The organism is Pseudomonas xionganensis (assembly GCF_009763245.1).
Lineage (GTDB): Bacteria > Pseudomonadota > Gammaproteobacteria > Pseudomonadales > Pseudomonadaceae > Aquipseudomonas > Aquipseudomonas xionganensis.
The window spans coordinates 428,367-443,466 of sequence record NZ_WKJZ01000003.1; the positions used below are offsets into that span (position 1 = coordinate 428,367).

At 56.8% G+C, this 15,100-nt stretch carries 26 protein-coding genes; all 26 read right to left on the reverse strand.

What is annotated here, in order from left to right; all coding sequences use genetic code 11:
- Positions 1-8: 8 nt before the first annotated feature.
- Complete coding sequence (gene secY, locus GJV18_RS16830) at positions 9-1,337, reverse strand: preprotein translocase subunit SecY (RefSeq protein ID WP_160347647.1); 1,329 nt, start codon at positions 1,335-1,337, stop codon at positions 9-11.
- Positions 1,338-1,772 carry a 50S ribosomal protein L15 gene (gene rplO / locus GJV18_RS16835; RefSeq protein WP_160347648.1) on the reverse strand — a complete coding sequence of 145 codons (435 nt, stop codon included), beginning with the start codon at positions 1,770-1,772 and terminating at the stop codon, positions 1,338-1,340.
- Positions 1,773-1,775: 3 nt separating this feature from the next.
- A complete protein-coding gene (gene rpmD, locus GJV18_RS16840; RefSeq protein ID WP_093985653.1) occupies positions 1,776-1,955 on the reverse strand; it encodes a 50S ribosomal protein L30 in 180 nt (59 codons plus the stop codon).
- A 2-nt stretch (positions 1,956-1,957) separates the two neighbouring features.
- The gene (gene rpsE / locus GJV18_RS16845; RefSeq protein ID WP_160347649.1) at positions 1,958-2,458 is read right to left on the reverse strand and encodes a 30S ribosomal protein S5; all 501 of its coding nucleotides are present in this window, start codon (positions 2,456-2,458) and stop codon (positions 1,958-1,960) included.
- A 3-nt stretch (positions 2,459-2,461) separates the two neighbouring features.
- Positions 2,462-2,812, reverse strand: a complete 351-nt coding sequence (rplR, locus tag GJV18_RS16850; protein WP_160347650.1) for a 50S ribosomal protein L18 — start codon at positions 2,810-2,812, stop codon at positions 2,462-2,464.
- A gap of 10 nt (positions 2,813-2,822) precedes the next feature.
- The gene (gene rplF, locus GJV18_RS16855) at positions 2,823-3,356 is read right to left on the reverse strand and encodes a 50S ribosomal protein L6 (RefSeq protein ID WP_160347651.1); all 534 of its coding nucleotides are present in this window, start codon (positions 3,354-3,356) and stop codon (positions 2,823-2,825) included.
- A gap of 12 nt (positions 3,357-3,368) precedes the next feature.
- The gene (rpsH, locus tag GJV18_RS16860; protein WP_160347652.1) at positions 3,369-3,761 is read right to left on the reverse strand and encodes a 30S ribosomal protein S8; all 393 of its coding nucleotides are present in this window, start codon (positions 3,759-3,761) and stop codon (positions 3,369-3,371) included.
- Positions 3,762-3,944: 183 nt separating this feature from the next.
- Positions 3,945-4,250, reverse strand: coding sequence for a 30S ribosomal protein S14 (rpsN, locus tag GJV18_RS16865; RefSeq protein WP_160347653.1), 306 nt, complete (start codon positions 4,248-4,250; stop codon positions 3,945-3,947).
- A 13-nt stretch (positions 4,251-4,263) separates the two neighbouring features.
- Positions 4,264-4,803 carry a 50S ribosomal protein L5 gene (gene rplE, locus GJV18_RS16870; RefSeq protein WP_160347654.1) on the reverse strand — a complete coding sequence of 180 codons (540 nt, stop codon included), beginning with the start codon at positions 4,801-4,803 and terminating at the stop codon, positions 4,264-4,266.
- Positions 4,804-4,822: 19 nt separating this feature from the next.
- Positions 4,823-5,137 (reverse strand): 50S ribosomal protein L24, encoded by a 315-nt coding sequence (gene rplX / locus GJV18_RS16875; RefSeq protein ID WP_160347655.1) that lies wholly within the window; start codon positions 5,135-5,137, stop codon positions 4,823-4,825.
- Positions 5,138-5,148: 11 nt separating this feature from the next.
- Positions 5,149-5,517, reverse strand: a complete 369-nt coding sequence (gene rplN, locus GJV18_RS16880) for a 50S ribosomal protein L14 (RefSeq protein ID WP_003243907.1) — start codon at positions 5,515-5,517, stop codon at positions 5,149-5,151.
- A 23-nt stretch (positions 5,518-5,540) separates the two neighbouring features.
- Positions 5,541-5,807, reverse strand: a complete 267-nt coding sequence (gene rpsQ, locus GJV18_RS16885; protein WP_160347656.1) for a 30S ribosomal protein S17 — start codon at positions 5,805-5,807, stop codon at positions 5,541-5,543.
- A 2-nt stretch (positions 5,808-5,809) separates the two neighbouring features.
- Positions 5,810-6,001 carry a 50S ribosomal protein L29 gene (rpmC, locus tag GJV18_RS16890; RefSeq protein WP_002555481.1) on the reverse strand — a complete coding sequence of 64 codons (192 nt, stop codon included), beginning with the start codon at positions 5,999-6,001 and terminating at the stop codon, positions 5,810-5,812.
- Positions 6,001-6,414: a 50S ribosomal protein L16 gene (gene rplP, locus GJV18_RS16895; RefSeq protein ID WP_090255798.1), complete on the reverse strand. Its 414-nt coding sequence runs from the start codon at positions 6,412-6,414 to the stop codon at positions 6,001-6,003. Before rplP ends, rpmC begins: the two co-directional genes overlap by 1 nt.
- 12 nt (positions 6,415-6,426) lie before the next feature.
- Positions 6,427-7,113, reverse strand: coding sequence for a 30S ribosomal protein S3 (gene rpsC / locus GJV18_RS16900; protein WP_160347657.1), 687 nt, complete (start codon positions 7,111-7,113; stop codon positions 6,427-6,429).
- Positions 7,114-7,126: 13 nt separating this feature from the next.
- Positions 7,127-7,459, reverse strand: coding sequence for a 50S ribosomal protein L22 (rplV, locus tag GJV18_RS16905; RefSeq protein ID WP_003103908.1), 333 nt, complete (start codon positions 7,457-7,459; stop codon positions 7,127-7,129).
- A gap of 11 nt (positions 7,460-7,470) precedes the next feature.
- On the reverse strand, positions 7,471-7,746 hold the full coding sequence (rpsS, locus tag GJV18_RS16910; RefSeq protein WP_010486981.1) for a 30S ribosomal protein S19: 276 nt from the start codon (positions 7,744-7,746) through the stop codon (positions 7,471-7,473).
- Between the two features lie 16 nt (positions 7,747-7,762).
- A complete protein-coding gene (gene rplB / locus GJV18_RS16915) occupies positions 7,763-8,587 on the reverse strand; it encodes a 50S ribosomal protein L2 (protein ID WP_160347658.1) in 825 nt (274 codons plus the stop codon).
- 14 nt (positions 8,588-8,601) lie between these two features.
- Positions 8,602-8,901, reverse strand: a complete 300-nt coding sequence (gene rplW / locus GJV18_RS16920) for a 50S ribosomal protein L23 (RefSeq protein WP_021444331.1) — start codon at positions 8,899-8,901, stop codon at positions 8,602-8,604.
- Positions 8,898-9,500 (reverse strand): 50S ribosomal protein L4, encoded by a 603-nt coding sequence (gene rplD / locus GJV18_RS16925; protein WP_160347659.1) that lies wholly within the window; start codon positions 9,498-9,500, stop codon positions 8,898-8,900. Before rplD ends, rplW begins: the two co-directional genes overlap by 4 nt.
- Positions 9,501-9,512: 12 nt before the next feature.
- Entirely contained in the window at positions 9,513-10,148 is a 636-nt protein-coding gene (gene rplC / locus GJV18_RS16930) for a 50S ribosomal protein L3 (protein ID WP_090505796.1), read from the reverse strand.
- 82 nt (positions 10,149-10,230) lie between these two features.
- A complete protein-coding gene (gene rpsJ / locus GJV18_RS16935) occupies positions 10,231-10,542 on the reverse strand; it encodes a 30S ribosomal protein S10 (RefSeq protein WP_013789756.1) in 312 nt (103 codons plus the stop codon).
- Between the two features lie 214 nt (positions 10,543-10,756).
- Positions 10,757-11,950: an elongation factor Tu gene (gene tuf, locus GJV18_RS16940; RefSeq protein WP_160347660.1), complete on the reverse strand. Its 1,194-nt coding sequence runs from the start codon at positions 11,948-11,950 to the stop codon at positions 10,757-10,759.
- Positions 11,951-11,980: 30 nt separating this feature from the next.
- On the reverse strand, positions 11,981-14,110 hold the full coding sequence (gene fusA / locus GJV18_RS16945) for an elongation factor G (protein WP_160347661.1): 2,130 nt from the start codon (positions 14,108-14,110) through the stop codon (positions 11,981-11,983).
- 33 nt (positions 14,111-14,143) lie between these two features.
- On the reverse strand, positions 14,144-14,614 hold the full coding sequence (gene rpsG / locus GJV18_RS16950; RefSeq protein ID WP_010490886.1) for a 30S ribosomal protein S7: 471 nt from the start codon (positions 14,612-14,614) through the stop codon (positions 14,144-14,146).
- A 111-nt stretch (positions 14,615-14,725) separates the two neighbouring features.
- Entirely contained in the window at positions 14,726-15,097 is a 372-nt protein-coding gene (gene rpsL / locus GJV18_RS16955) for a 30S ribosomal protein S12 (RefSeq protein WP_004373429.1), read from the reverse strand.
- Between the last annotated feature and the right edge of the window lie 3 nt (positions 15,098-15,100).

The following is a 15,100-nucleotide window of genomic DNA, read 5'->3' on the forward strand; positions in this document are numbered from 1 at the left end:
CGGGAACTTCAGCGCATCATGCCGCTGCCGTAGCCCTTCAGGTTGGCTTTCTTCATCAGGGATTCGTACTGGTGCGAAACGAGGTGCGATTGTACTTGCGACATAAAGTCCATCACAACCACGACCACGATTAGCAACGAGGTCCCGCCAAGGTAGAACGGAACGTTAGCCGCCACCACCAGGAACTGGGGCAGCAGGCACACGGCCGTCATGTACAGAGCACCGAACATGGTCAAGCGGGTCAACACGCCATCGATATAGCGCGCCGATTGCTCGCCGGGACGGATACCCGGAATAAAGGCACCGGACTTCTTCAGGTTTTCCGCTACGTCTTTCGGATTGAACATCAACGCCGTATAGAAGAAGCAGAAGAAAATGATCCCTGCACTAAACAGCAAAATGTTCAACGGCTGACCAGGAGCGATAGCCTGCGAAATGTCCTGCAGCCAGCCCAGACCTTCGGACTGACCAAACCAGGCACCCAGCGAGGCCGGGAACAGCAGAAGGCTGCTGGCGAAAATGGCCGGAATAACCCCCGCCATGTTCACCTTCAACGGCAGGTGGCTGGTCTGCGCCGCGAAGACCTTGCGGCCCTGCTGACGCTTGGCATAGTGCACCGCAATGCGACGCTGACCACGCTCAATGAACACCACGAAACCGATGATCGCTACTGCCAACAGGCCGATGGCGATCAGGGCGAAGATATTGATATCGCCCTGACGAGCAGACTCGAAAGACTGCCCGATCGCCGACGGCAGACCGGCTACGATGCCCGCAAAGATCAGCATCGAAATACCGTTGCCGACACCACGCTCGGTGATCTGCTCGCCCAGCCACATCATGAACATCGCGCCCGCCACAAAAGTGGTAACCGCAACGAAGTGGAAGCCGAAATCAACCGAAAACGCTACGCCCTGACTGGCCAGACCAACGGACATACCGATGGCCTGGACAAACGCCAGGACGAGTGTGCCGTAGCGGGTGTACTGGCTGATCTTGCGACGGCCAGCCTCACCTTCCTTCTTCAACTGCTCCAGTTGCGGGCTGACCGCAGTCATGAGCTGCATGATGATCGACGCCGAAATGTACGGCATGATCCCCAGCGCAAAAATGCTCATGCGCTCCAGCGCGCCACCGGAAAACATGTTGAACAAGCTAAGAATGGTCCCCTCATTCTGTCGAAACAGGTCCGCCAGCCGATCAGGGTTGATACCAGGAACCGGGATGTGTGCACCTATCCGATAGACGATGATCGCCATGAACAGAAAGCGCAGACGAGCCCAGAGCTCGGATAACCCGCCATTGCTGAGCGCTGAGAGAGCACCTTGCTTAGCCATTTATTCCTCGAACTTACCGCCAGCCGCGATGATGGCCTCGCGCGCACCTTTGGTGGCGGCGATACCTTTAAGGGTGACTGCCTGAGTGACCGCACCCGACAGCATGACTTTCACGCGCTGTACGTTTTGGTTGATCAGGTTGGCATCCTTCAGCGACTGCAGAGTAATAACCCCGCCTTCGACCTTGTTCAGCTCGGAGGTACGCACTTCGGCGCGATCCATAGCCTTCAGGGACACGAAGCCGAACTTGGGCAGACGACGGTGCAGCGGCTGCTGGCCACCCTCGAAGCCAGGGGCAATGGTGCCACCGGAACGGGAGGTTTGACCCTTGTGGCCGCGGCCACCGGTCTTACCCAAACCGCTACCGATACCACGGCCCGGACGGTGCTTCTCGCGACGGGAACCCGGCGCAGGACTCAAATCGTTCAGGTACATGTCTTAACCCTCAACACGGAGAAGGTAGTAAGCCTTGTTGATCATGCCGCGATTTTCAGGAGTGTCCTGAACCTCAACGGTGTGACCAATGCGACGCAGGCCGAGACCCTTGACGCAAGCCTTGTGGTTGGCCAGACGGCCATTCACGCTCTTGATCAGCGTGACTTTTACGGTATTAGCCATGGTTAGAGAATCTCCTCGACGCTCTTGCCACGCTTGGCTGCAACGGACTCTGGAGACTGCATAGCCTTCAGACCTTTGAAAGTGGCGTGCACCACGTTCACCGGGTTAGTCGAGCCGTAGCACTTGGCCAGAACGTTCTGCACACCGGCCACTTCCAGCACGGCACGCATGGCGCCGCCGGCGATGATACCGGTACCTTCGGAAGCCGGCTGCATGAACACCTTGGAGGCGCCATGGGCGGACTTCATCGCGTACTGCAGAGTGGTGCCGTTCAGATCAACCTGGATCATGTTGCGACGCGCAGCTTCCATCGCCTTCTGGATGGCAGCCGGCACTTCACGGGATTTGCCACGGCCGAAACCGACGCGACCCTTACCATCACCTACCACGGTCAACGCGGTGAAAGTGAAGATACGGCCACCCTTAACGGTCTTGGCAACGCGGTTAACCTGTACCAGCTTCTCGATATAGCCTTCGTCGCGCTTTTGGTCGTTATTTGCCATAACTTAGAACTCCAGCCCGCCTTCACGAGCAGCATCAGCCAGCGCCTTGACGCGGCCGTGGTACTTGAAGCCAGAACGGTCGAATGCAACCTGGGTTACACCAGCGGCTTTCGCACGCTCGGCCACCAGCGCACCAACTTTCTTGGCGGCGTCGACGTTGCCAGTGGCGCCGTCACGCAGTGCTTTGTCCAAGGTCGAGGCACTGGCCAGAACCTTGCCGCCGTCGGCCGAAATGACCTGGGCGTAGATGTGCTGCGAAGAGCGATACACGCACAGACGCACGACTTCGAGCTCGTGCATTTTCAGGCGTGCTTTGCGAGCGCGACGCAGTCGAGTAACTTTTTTGTCGGTCATTTGCTATGCCCTACTTCTTCTTGGCTTCTTTACGACGGACGACTTCGTCTGCGTAACGAACACCTTTGCCCTTATAAGGTTCAGGACGACGGAAATCACGAATCTCCGCGGCGACCTGACCAACCAGTTGCTTGTCGACACCCTTGATCAGGATCTCGGTCTGGTTCGGGGTTTCAGCCACAACACCTTCCGGCAACTCATAGTCGATCGGATGGGAGAAGCCGAGAGCGAGGTTCAGCACCTGACCTTTGGCTTGCGCCTTGTAACCAACGCCGACCAGCTGCAGCTTGCGCTCGAAGCCAGCGCTAACGCCGATCACCATGTTGTTGACCAGAGCACGAGTGGTACCGGCCATGGCGCGAGACTGCTGGTCACCATTGCGAGCAGCGAAACGCAGCTCACCGGATTCCTGCACGACTTCAACGGACGAGTGAACATTCAGTTCCAGAGTGCCCTTGGCACCCTTCACCGAAAGCTGCTGACCAGCGAGTTTGATCTCGACACCGGCAGGCAGCTTAACGGGGTTCTTAGCAACGCGAGACATGCTTATCCCCCCTTAGAACACTGTGCAGAGCACTTCGCCGCCGACACCGGCAGCGCGCGCAGCGCGGTCCGTCATCACACCCTTGTTGGTGGAGACGATGGAAACACCGAGACCGCCGCGTACTTTCGGCAGATCATCGACGGATTTGTACTGGCGAAGGCCTGGACGGCTCACGCGCTTCACTTCTTCGATAACCGGACGGCCTTCGAAGTACTTCAGCTCGATGGACAGCTGCGGCTTGGATTCACCGCTGATCTGATAACCCGCAATATAACCTTCGTCTTTCAAAACTTTGGCTACAGCCACCTTCAACGTGGAAGAGGGCATGCTTACGACGGACTTTTCAGCCATCTGGGCATTACGGATACGAGTTAGCATGTCCGCTAACGGGTCCTGCATACTCATGGGCTAGACGCTCCTGATACAAAAAGAATTAGCCTTGCGGCTACAGTCGCTGAATATTCCGGGCAAAAACTTCCCAGACTCAGGCGAGCCGGACATTCTAGAGACTGATCAAAAATGAAGCAAGCCCCAAAGGGGCCTGATTCACACATAAGACAAAGCCGGCGCTAGGCCGGCTTTGCTTTTTTACCAGCTGGCTTTCACCAGACCGGGTACATCACCACGCATGGCTGCTTCACGCAGCTTGATGCGGGACAGACCGAACTTGCGGAATACGCCGTGCGGACGACCGGTGACGCGGCAGCGGTTACGCAGACGCGCAGCGCTGGCATCGCGCGGCTGCTTCTGCAGAGCCACCTGGGCTTCCCAACGCGCTTCCGGAGTGGAGTTCGGGTTGGCGATGGTAGCTTTCAGCTCGGCACGCTTTTTGGCGTACTTGGCTACCGTTTGCTGACGCTTCAGCTCGCGGTTTTTCATGCTGGTTTTAGCCATGTTCCAACTCCAATCAGTTGCGGAACGGGAATTTGAAAGCACGCAGCAGAGCGCGGCCTTCATCATCGTTACGGGCAGTGGTGGTCAGAGTGATGTCCAGACCACGCAGTGCATCGATCTTGTCGTAATCGATTTCCGGGAAGATGATCTGCTCTTTCACGCCCATGCTGTAGTTGCCACGACCATCGAAGGACTTGGCATTCAGGCCGCGGAAGTCACGCACGCGCGGCAGGGAGATGGACAGCAGACGATCCAGGAACTCGTACATACGTTCGCGACGCAGAGTGACCTTGACGCCAATCGGCCAGCCCTCACGAACCTTGAAGCCTGCAATCGACTTACGGGCATGAGTCACAACGACTTTCTGACCGGTAATCTTTTCCAGGTCGGCAACTGCGTTTTCGATGATCTTCTTGTCACCGATCGCTTCGCCCAGGCCCATGTTCAGGGTGATCTTGGTGATGCGCGGAACTTCCATCACGTTGGCCAGCTTCAGTTCTTCCTTCAGCTTGGGCGCGATTTCCTTCCGGTAAATCTCTTTCAGTCGTGCCATGGTGTTTTACCTATGATTCTCAAGCGCCAACCGGCTTCTGGGTGGACTTGAAGACACGAATTTTCTTGCCGTCTTCAATCTTGAAGCCAACGCGATCAGCCTTGTTGGTTTCAGTGTTGAAGATGGCAACGTTGGAAGCGTGCAGAGGCGCTTCTTTCTCGACGATACCGCCTTGAACGCCCGACATCGGGTTCGGCTTGGTATGGCGCTTGACCAGGTTGACCCCGCCAACGACCAGACGGTCGTCAGCGAGCACCTTCAGCACCTTGCCACGCTTACCTTTGTCTTTACCGGCGATCACGATGATCTCGTCATCACGACGAATCTTTTGCATGTCGGATCTCCTTAAAGCACTTCAGGGGCGAGCGAGACGATCTTCATGAACTTCTCGGAACGCAGTTCGCGGGTCACCGGCCCAAAGATACGGGTACCGATCGGCTCCTGCTTGTTGTTCAGCAGAACAGCAGCGTTGCCGTCGAAGCGGATGATCGAACCGTCGGCGCGACGAACGCCGTGACGGGTGCGAACGACCACTGCGGTCATGACCTGGCCTTTCTTAACCTTACCGCGCGGAATTGCTTCCTTGACGGTAACCTTGATGATGTCGCCGATGCCGGCGTAGCGACGATGCGAGCCGCCCAGCACCTTGATGCACATCACACGACGTGCACCGCTGTTGTCAGCCACATCGAGCATGGATTGAGTCTGAATCATAAAATTTCTCCGACCCCTAGCTCTTAGACTTCAACTGCGCGTTCGAGAACTTCAACCAGCGCCCAGGACTTAGTCTTGGCAACGGGACGGGTTTCACGGATGGAAACCTTGTCACCGACGTGGCACTGATTGTTTTCGTCGTGTGCGTGCAGCTTGGTCGAACGCTTGACGTATTTACCGTAGATCGGGTGCTTTACGCGACGCTCGATGAGTACGGTGATGGTCTTGTCCATCTTGTCGCTGACAACTCGGCCGGTCAGCGTACGGACTGTTTTTTCGGCTTCAGCCATGATCACTTACCTGCCTGCTGGTTGAGCACAGTCTTGACGCGAGCGATATCGCGCTTAACTTGCGAGAGCAGGTGAGACTGCCCCAACTGGCCAGTTGCCTTCTGCATACGCAGATTGAACTGGTCGCGCAGCAGGCCGAGCAGTTGCTCGTTCAGCTGCTGTGCTGATTTTTCACGAAGTTCATTCGCTTTCATCACATCACCGTCCGCTTAACAAAGGTGGTGGCGAGCGGCAGCTTTGCAGCAGCCAGGGCGAAAGCCTCACGCGCCAGCTCTTCGGAAACGCCTTCGATCTCATACAGGACCTTGCCTGGCTGGATCTGGGCTACCCAATACTCAACGCTACCCTTCCCTTTACCCATCCGCACTTCGAGAGGCTTCTTGGAGATCGGCTTGTCCGGGAAAACGCGAATCCAGATTTTCCCGCCACGCTTAACGTGACGAGTCAGAGCACGACGAGCGGACTCAATCTGACGGGCGGTGAGACGACCGCGGGCGACAGACTTCAGCGCGAATTCGCCGAAGCTGACCTTGCTACCGCGCTGAGCCAGACCACGGTTGTGGCCGGTCATCTGCTTGCGGAACTTCGTACGCTTTGGTTGCAACATTTGGCGTACCCCTTACTTAGCAGCTTTTTTACGAGGCGCAGGTGCTTGCGGCTTGAGTTCTTCCTGGCGACCACCAATCACTTCGCCTTTGAAGATCCAAACCTTGACACCGATCACACCATAAGTGGTGTGCGCTTCGTACGTGGCATAGTCGATATCGGCGCGCAGGGTGTGCAACGGCACACGACCTTCGCGATACCACTCGGTACGGGCAATTTCTGCACCACCGAGACGACCGCTCACTTGGATTTTGATGCCCTTGGCACCGATACGCATGGCGTTCTGTACAGCGCGCTTCATGGCGCGACGGAACATCACACGACGCTCCAGCTGCTGAGCTACGCTCTGCGCAACCAGCATACCGTCGAGCTCCGGCTTGCGGATCTCTTCGATATTGATGTGCACCGGCACACCCATTTGCTTGGTCAGGTCCTGGCGCAGCTTCTCAACATCTTCACCTTTCTTGCCAATCACGATACCGGGACGGGCGGTGTGGATGGTGATACGTGCGGTTTGAGCCGGGCGAGCGATGTCGATACGGCTTACGGACGCGCTTTTTAATTTGTCTTGCAGGTATGCACGGACCTTCAGGTCGGCATTCAGGTAGTCGGCGTAATTGCGACCATCTGCGTACCAAACCGAGGTGTGATCCTTGACGATTCCCAGGCGGATGCCTATGGGATGTACTTTCTGACCCATCTGATCGACTCCGTTACTTGTCCGCAACCTTGACAGTGATATGGCAAGACCGCTTGACGATGCGATCAGCACGGCCTTTGGCACGCGGCATGATGCGCTTAAGCGAACGCCCTTCGTTGACGAAAACGGTGCTGACCTTCAGGTCATCAACGTCTGCGCCTTCGTTGTGCTCGGCGTTGGCAACGGCCGACTCCAGCACTTTCTTCATGATCTCGGCGGCTTTCTTGCTGCTGAAAGCCAGCAGGTTGAGCGCTTCGCCCACCTTCTTCCCGCGGATCTGGTCGGCGACCAAGCGGGCTTTCTGGGCGGAGATGCGAGCGCCCGACAACTTAGCGGCTACTTCCATTTCCTTACCCCTTAACGCTTGGCTTTCTTGTCAGCCACGTGCCCACGATAGGTACGAGTGCCGGCAAATTCGCCCAGTTTGTGGCCGACCATGTCTTCGTTCACGAGGACCGGGACATGCTGACGACCGTTATGCACAGCGATGGTCAGACCGACCATCTGTGGCAGGATCATGGAACGACGCGACCAGGTTTTCACCGGCTTGCGATCGTTCTTTTCCACCGCCACTTCGATCTTCTTCAGTAGGTGAAGATCAATAAAAGGACCTTTTTTCAGAGAACGTGGCACTGTCGTATCCCTCTATTTACTTGCGACGACGGACGATCATGTTATCGGTGCGCTTGTTAGAGCGAGTCTTCGCGCCCTTGGTCGGGAAGCCCCATGGCGACACCGGATGACGACCACCGGAGGTACGACCTTCACCACCACCGTGCGGGTGATCTACCGGGTTCATGGCAACACCACGAACGGTCGGACGAACACCACGCCAGCGCTTGGCGCCAGCCTTACCCAGCGAGCGCAGGCTGTGCTCGGAGTTCGAAACTTCACCCAGGGTGGCACGGCACTCGGCCAGCACCTTGCGCATCTCACCGGAGCGCAGACGCAGGGTTACATAGACGCCTTCACGAGCAACCAGCTGAGCCGAAGCACCAGCGGAACGCGCGATCTGGGCACCCTTGCCCGGCTTCAGTTCGATACCGTGAACAGTCGAACCCAGGGGGATGTTGCGCAGCTGCAGGCTGTTACCAGCCTTGATCGGCGCCATCAGACCCGAGATCAGTTGATCGCCAGCACTCACGCCCTTGGGGGCGATGATGTAGCGACGCTCACCGTCGGCATACTTCAACAGAGCGATGTGAGCAGTACGGTTCGGGTCGTATTCGATACGCTCGACAGTGGCTGGAATGCCATCTTTATCGTTGCGACGGAAGTCGACCAGACGGTAATGCTGCTTGTGACCACCACCGATATGACGGGTAGTGATACGACCATTGTTGTTACGACCGCCAGACTTCGACTTCTTCTCGAGCAGCGGAGCGTAAGGAGCGCCTTTGTGCAGCTCCTGGTTGACCACCTTGACCACAAAACGGCGGCCAGCGGAAGTCGGTTTGCATTTAACGATTGCCATGATGCACCCCTTCCTTACTCAGCACTGCTGGTGAAATCGAGATCTTGGCCTGGCTGAAGGGAGATAACTGCCTTCTTCCAGTCGTTACGCTTGCCCAGACCGCGAGCGGTGCGCTTGCTCTTACCCAGAACGTTCTGAGTAGTCACACGCTCAACCTTCACGCTGAACAGGCTTTCGACGGCCTTCTTGATTTCCAGCTTGGTCGCGTCAGTAGCGACCTTGAAAACGAACTGACCTTGCTTGTCAGCCAGAACCGTGGCCTTCTCGGAGATGTGCGGGCCAAGTAGCACTTTGAATACGCGTTCCTGGTTCATCCCAGCAGCTCCTCGAATTTCTTCACGGCCGAAACAGTGACCAGCACTTTTTCGTACGCGATCAGGCTGACCGGATCGGAACCTTGCACGTCACGAACATCAACATGCGGCAGGTTGCGAGCAGCCAGGTACAGATTCTGATCAACAGCATCAGACACGATCAGAACGTCGTTCAGACCCATGCCGTTCAGCTTGCTCAGCAGTTCTTTGGTCTTCGGGGCTTCGACGGTGAAGTCTTCAACCACGACCAGACGATCGGTACGCACCAGCTCAGCAAGGATCGAGCGGATGGCCGCGCGATACATCTTCTTGTTCAGCTTCTGGTCGTGATTCTGCGGACGGGCCGCAAAGGTCACACCACCGCCACGCCAGATCGGACCACGAGAGGTACCAGCACGTGCACGGCCAGTACCCTTCTGACGCCACGGGCGCTTACCGCCACCGGATACGTCGGAACGAGTCTTCTGCTGCTTGCTGCCCTGACGACCGCCGGCCATGTAGGCCACAACTGCTTGGTGAACCAGGGTCTCGTTGTAATCGCCGCCAAAAGTGGCTTCGGATACTTCGATCGCTTGAGCGCCATTTACATTTAATTGCATGTCAGCTTCCCCTTAACCGCGAGCCTTGGCTGCCGGACGCACAACCAGGTTGCCGCCAGTAGCGCCAGGAACGGCACCCTTGACCAGCAGCAGGTTGCGTTCAGCGTCGACGCGCACTACTTCCAGGGACTGCACAGTCACGCGCTCAGCACCCATGTGACCGGACATTTTCTTGCCCTTGAATACGCGACCCGGAGTCTGGCACTGGCCAATGGAACCCGGTACACGGTGGGACACGGAGTTACCGTGAGTGTTGTCTTGGCCGCGGAAGTTCCAACGCTTGATGGTACCGGCAAAGCCTTTACCCTTGGACTGACCGGTGACATCCACCAGCTGACCAGCTTGGAAAATTTCAGCGTTGATCAGATCGCCAGCCTGGTACTCGCCTTCTTCAAGACGGAATTCCATGACGGTACGACCTGCCGCGACATTCGCCTTGGCGAAGTGACCGGCTTGCGCCTTACTGACACGCGAAGCACGACGCTCACCGACAGTGACCTGCACTGCACGATAGCCATCGCTTTCTTCGGTTTTGAACTGAGTGACGCGATTCGGCTCGATCTCAATGACCGTAACCGGAATGGAGACACCTTCTTCGGTGAAAATGCGGGTCATGCCGCACTTACGACCGACTACACCAATAGTCATGTTGTAACCTCATGAGTGTACGGGGCTTTCACCCGCTATGGCCGCCCATTTCAGAGCGTTACACGACTAAAACCCCAAGGTTTTAGCCGAGGCTGATCTGCACTTCCACGCCAGCCGCAAGATCGAGCTTCATAAGAGCATCAACGGTTTTATCCGTTGGCTGGACAATGTCCAGAACACGCTTATGAGTACGGATCTCGTACTGATCACGCGCGTCTTTGTTGACGTGCGGAGAAGTCAGTACAGTGAACCGCTCTTTGCGGGTAGGCAGAGGAATCGGACCACGCACCTGAGCACCAGTACGTTTCGCGGTTTCCACGATTTCCTGGGTTGATTGATCGATCAGGCGATGGTCAAAAGCCTTCAACCGAATACGGATTTGTTGGTTTTGCATTTTGACCTCAGATTCCAAGCTGCTATTCCCAACGGACGCACTACGCCCGTTAAAAGGAGGCGTGATTCTATAGATGCCTCTACAGAGTGTCAACCCGGTTAGAAAATAACCAGCGCAACGCACCCGGCACTTCACCCCACTAGCCAGCCAAGCCGAATGACATATAAAAAAAGCCCCCGCGAGGCGGGGGCTTTTTTTGGATCAGATCAGTCGATTACTCGACGATCTTGGCAACCACGCCAGCACCAACGGTACGACCACCTTCGCGAATCGCGAAACGCAGGCCGTCTTCCATGGCGATCGGCTTGATCAGGGTAACAACCATTTTCACGTTGTCGCCCGGCATTACCATCTCAACGCCTTCCGGCAGTTCGCACGAACCGGTTACGTCGGTGGTACGGAAGTAGAACTGCGGACGGTAGCCCTTGAAGAACGGGGTGTGACGACCACCTTCTTCCTTGGACAGCACGTACACTTCAGCTTCGAACTTGGTGTGCGGCTTGATGGTGCCCGGCTTGGCCAGAACCTGGCCACGCTCTACGTCGTCACGCTTGGTGCCGCGCAGCAGGACGCCACAGTTCTCACCAGCACGACCTTCGTCGAGCAGCTTGCGGAACATTTCCACACCGGTACAGGTGGTCTTGGTGGTGTCACGCAGACCAACGATCTCGATTTCTTCCTGGATCTTGACGATACCGCGCTCAACACGACCGGTTACCACGGTGCCGCGGCCGGAGATGGAGAACACGTCTTCGATCGGCATCAGGAACGGCTTGTCGATGGCACGAACCGGCTCAGGGATATAGCTATCCAGGGTCTCAACGAGCTTCTTGACGGCAGTGGTGCCCATCTCGTTGTCGTCCTGACCGTTCAGCGCCATCAGCGCGGAGCCGATGATGATCGGGGTGTCGTCGCCCGGGAAATCGTAAGTGCTGAGCAGGTCACGCACTTCCATTTCCACCAGCTCCAGCAGCTCGGCGTCGTCAACCATGTCGGCCTTGTTCAGGAACACGACGATGTACGGAACACCTACCTGGCGGGACAGCAGGATGTGCTCACGAGTCTGCGGCATGGGGCCGTCAGCAGCGGAGCAAACCAGGATAGCGCCGTCCATCTGGGCAGCACCGGTGATCATGTTCTTCACGTAGTCGGCGTGACCCGGGCAGTCAACGTGCGCGTAGTGACGAATGTTGGAATCGTACTCTACGTGGGCAGTGTTGATGGTGATACCACGAGCCTTCTCTTCCGGGGCGCTGTCGATCTTGTCGAAGTCAACCTTGGCGGAACCGAACACTTCGGAGCACACACGGGTCAGAGCAGCAGTCAGAGTGGTTTTACCGTGGTCAACGTGACCGATGGTGCCTACGTTGACGTGCGGTTTGTTACGTTCAAATTTTTCTTTAGCCACGACAGTGAACCTCTTGCCTAAAGGGCTGGATTAGCCTTGTTTTTTAACCAGTGCTTCGACGATGTTCGCCGGAGCTTCGGAGTACTTGGAGAATTCCATGGAGTAGCTCGCGCGACCCTGGGACATGGAACGAACGTCGGTTGCGTAACCGAACATCTCGCCCAGCGGAACCTCAGCACGGATCACTTTGCCCGATACCGAATCTTCCATACCCTGGATCAGACCACGACGACGGTTCAGGTCACCCATCACGTCACCCATGTAGTCCTCAGGCGTTACAACTTCAACCTTCATGATCGGCTCAAGCACAACGCCGCCACCCTTCTGGGCCAGCTGCTTGGTCGCCATGGAGGCGGCTACCTTGAACGCCATCTCGTTGGAGTCGACGTCATGGTAGGAACCATCGAACACGGTAGCCTTCAGGCCGATCAGCGGATAACCGGCGACAACGCCGTTCTTCATCTGCTCTTCAACGCCCTTCTGGATTGCCGGGATGTATTCCTTCGGAACCACACCACCTACTACTTCGCTGGTAAAGATCAGACCTTCCTGACCTTCGTCTGCCGGAGCAAAACGAATCCAGCAATGGCCGAACTGACCACGACCACCGGACTGGCGAACGAACTTACCTTCGATCTCGCAGCTCTTGGTGATCTTTTCACGGTAAGAAACCTGCGGCTTACCGATGTTGGCTTCGACGTTGAACTCGCGACGCATACGGTCGACGATGATGTCGAGGTGCAGTTCACCCATACCGGAGATGATGGTCTGACCGGTTTCCTCGTCAGTCTTGACGCGGAACGACGGGTCTTCCTGAGCCAAACGACCCAGCGCGATACCCATCTTCTCCTGGTCGGCCTTGGTCTTCGGCTCTACAGCCACCGAAATTACCGGCTCCGGGAAGTCCATACGCTCCAGGATGATCGGCTTTTCCAACGAGCACAGGGTGTCACCAGTGGTGACGTCCTTCATGCCGATCAGAGCAGCGATGTCACCTGCGCGACACTCTTTGATCTCTTCACGCTGGTTGGCGTGCATCTGCACCATCCGACCCACGCGCTCTTTCTTGCCTTTTACCGAGTTCAGCACGGAGTCGCCCGAGGACAACACACCGGAGTAAACGCGGGCGAAGGTCAGAGTACCGACGAAGGGGTCGGTTGCGATCTTGAACGCCAGAGCCGAGAACGGCTCGTCGTCAGAAGCATGACGCTCGTCGTAGTCCGCGTCAGCCAGCTCTTCCTTCGGCTTCTCGATCAGATCCGGGTGGATACCCTTGATCGCCGGAATCTCGGTCGGAGCAGGCAGGAAGTCGATCACGGCGTCGAGAACCAGGGGCACGCCCTTGTTCTTGAAGGAAGAACCACAGACAGCCGGAACGATTTCACAGGCGATAGTACGCTGACGCAGACCGGCCTTGATCTCTTCGATCGACAGCTCGCCGCCTTCCAGGTACTTGTTCATCAGCTCTTCGTTGGCTTCGGCAGCGGCTTCAATCATGTTGGAGCGCCACTCGGCAGCCAGATCCTGCAGCTCCGCAGGAATTTCTTCCTCGCGGTAGGTCATGCCCTTGTCGTCGTCGTTCCAGTAGATCGCCTTCATCTTCAGCAGGTCGACCTGACCCACGAAGTTCTCTTCAGAACCGATGGCCAGCTGAACCGGAACCGGGGTGTGACCCAGGCGCTTCTTGATCTGCTCGACTACGCGCAGGAAGTTGGCGCCCTGACGGTCCATCTTGTTCACGTAAACGATACGCGGAACACCGTACTTGTTGGCCTGACGCCATACGGTTTCGGACTGCGGCTCAACGCCGGAGGTGCCACAGAACACTACGACAGCACCGTCGAGTACACGCAGCGAACGCTCAACTTCAATGGTGAAGTCTACGTGGCCGGGGGTATCGATGATGTTGACGCGGTAGTTGTCATACTGGCCGCGCGAACCCTTCCAGAAGGTGGTTACAGCAGCGGAGGTAATGGTGATACCACGCTCCTGCTCCTGCACCATCCAGTCGGTGGTAGCCGCGCCGTCATGCACTTCACCGAGCTTGTGGTTAACGCCGGTGTAGAACAGTACCCGCTCGGTGGTGGTGGTCTTGCCCGCGTCTACGTGGGCACAGATACCAATGTTCCGGTAGCGGTTAATAGAGGTTGTACGAGCCACAATAATATCCTCGTGGGATGTGAAGCGCGGTTCTTAGAAACGGTAGTGCGAGAAGGCCTTGTTGGCCTCTGCCATACGGTGTACGTCTTCACGCTTCTTGACTGCAGCGCCTTTGCCTTCAGCAGCATCCAACAGCTCGCCAGCCAAACGCAGGGCCATGGACTTCTCACCGCGCTTGCGCGCGAAGTCCACCAGCCAGCGCATGGCCAGGGCGTTACGACGGGACGGGCGAACTTCGACCGGAACCTGGTAAGTGGCACCGCCTACACGGCGGGACTTTACTTCGACCAGCGGAGCGATGGCGTCGAGAGCTTTCTCGAAGATTTCCAGGGGATCGCTGTTCTTACGCTCTTTAACCTTGTCCAGGGCGCCATAAACGATACGCTCGGCAACGGCTTTCTTGCCGCTTTCCATCACGTGGTTCATGAACTTGGCCAGGATTTGGCTTCCGTATTTTGGATCGTCAAGCACTTCGCGCTTGGCTGCTACACGACGTCTTGGCATTTGATAAGCCCTCAAACGGTCTTCAGGTTAGCCCGGGACTGCAACAATCTTGTTACGCCCGACCTTACTCTTATCGACTCAATAAATAGAAAATCAGTGAGCGACCCGAACTTACTTCGGACGCTTGGTACCGTACTTGGAACGACCCTGCTTACGGTCTTTAACGCCGGAGGTATCCAGCGAACCGCGCACGGTGTGGTAGCGCACACCCGGAAGGTCTTTTACACGACCGCCACGGATCAGCACGACGCTGTGCTCTTGCAGGTTGTGGCCTTCACCACCGATGTACGAAGACACTTCGTAACCGTTGGTCAGACGCACGCGGCATACTTTACGCAGTGCCGAGTTAGGTTTTTTCGGCGTAGTGGTATACACGCGAGTGCACACACCACGACGCTGCGGGCAGTTCTGCAGCGCAGGTACGTCGGATTTCTCGACGATACGCTTGCGCGGCTGACGCACCAGCTGGTTGATAGTTGCCATCTA

Bases quoted from the DNA above. Each gene is read 5' to 3' on its own strand.
- secY (WP_160347647.1), bottom strand. From the start codon at position 1,337: ATGGCTAAGCAAGGTGCTCTCTCAGCGCTCAGCAATGGCGGGTTATCC.
- rplO (WP_160347648.1), bottom strand. From the start codon at position 1,772: ATGTACCTGAACGATTTGAGTCCTGCGCCGGGTTCCCGTCGCGAGAAG.
- rpmD (WP_093985653.1), bottom strand. From the start codon at position 1,955: ATGGCTAATACCGTAAAAGTCACGCTGATCAAGAGCGTGAATGGCCGT.
- rpsE (WP_160347649.1), bottom strand. From the start codon at position 2,458: ATGGCAAATAACGACCAAAAGCGCGACGAAGGCTATATCGAGAAGCTG.
- rplR (WP_160347650.1), bottom strand. From the start codon at position 2,812: ATGACCGACAAAAAAGTTACTCGACTGCGTCGCGCTCGCAAAGCACGC.
- rplF (WP_160347651.1), bottom strand. From the start codon at position 3,356: ATGTCTCGCGTTGCTAAGAACCCCGTTAAGCTGCCTGCCGGTGTCGAG.
- rpsH (WP_160347652.1), bottom strand. From the start codon at position 3,761: ATGAGTATGCAGGACCCGTTAGCGGACATGCTAACTCGTATCCGTAAT.
- rpsN (WP_160347653.1), bottom strand. From the start codon at position 4,250: ATGGCTAAAACCAGCATGAAAAACCGCGAGCTGAAGCGTCAGCAAACG.
- rplE (WP_160347654.1), bottom strand. From the start codon at position 4,803: ATGGCACGACTGAAAGAGATTTACCGGAAGGAAATCGCGCCCAAGCTG.
- rplX (WP_160347655.1), bottom strand. From the start codon at position 5,137: ATGCAAAAGATTCGTCGTGATGACGAGATCATCGTGATCGCCGGTAAA.
- rplN (WP_003243907.1), bottom strand. From the start codon at position 5,517: ATGATTCAGACTCAATCCATGCTCGATGTGGCTGACAACAGCGGTGCA.
- rpsQ (WP_160347656.1), bottom strand. From the start codon at position 5,807: ATGGCTGAAGCCGAAAAAACAGTCCGTACGCTGACCGGCCGAGTTGTC.
- rpmC (WP_002555481.1), bottom strand. From the start codon at position 6,001: ATGAAAGCGAATGAACTTCGTGAAAAATCAGCACAGCAGCTGAACGAG.
- rplP (WP_090255798.1), bottom strand. From the start codon at position 6,414: ATGTTGCAACCAAAGCGTACGAAGTTCCGCAAGCAGATGACCGGCCAC.
- rpsC (WP_160347657.1), bottom strand. From the start codon at position 7,113: ATGGGTCAGAAAGTACATCCCATAGGCATCCGCCTGGGAATCGTCAAG.
- rplV (WP_003103908.1), bottom strand. From the start codon at position 7,459: ATGGAAGTAGCCGCTAAGTTGTCGGGCGCTCGCATCTCCGCCCAGAAA.
- rplB (WP_160347658.1), bottom strand. From the start codon at position 8,587: ATGGCAATCGTTAAATGCAAACCGACTTCCGCTGGCCGCCGTTTTGTG.
- rplW (WP_021444331.1), bottom strand. From the start codon at position 8,901: ATGAACCAGGAACGCGTATTCAAAGTGCTACTTGGCCCGCACATCTCC.
- rplD (WP_160347659.1), bottom strand. From the start codon at position 9,500: ATGCAATTAAATGTAAATGGCGCTCAAGCGATCGAAGTATCCGAAGCC.
- rplC (WP_090505796.1), bottom strand. From the start codon at position 10,148: ATGACTATTGGTGTAGTCGGTCGTAAGTGCGGCATGACCCGCATTTTC.
- rpsJ (WP_013789756.1), bottom strand. From the start codon at position 10,542: ATGCAAAACCAACAAATCCGTATTCGGTTGAAGGCTTTTGACCATCGC.
- rpsG (WP_010490886.1), bottom strand. From the start codon at position 14,614: ATGCCAAGACGTCGTGTAGCAGCCAAGCGCGAAGTGCTTGACGATCCA.
- rpsL (WP_004373429.1), bottom strand. From the start codon at position 15,097: ATGGCAACTATCAACCAGCTGGTGCGTCAGCCGCGCAAGCGTATCGTC.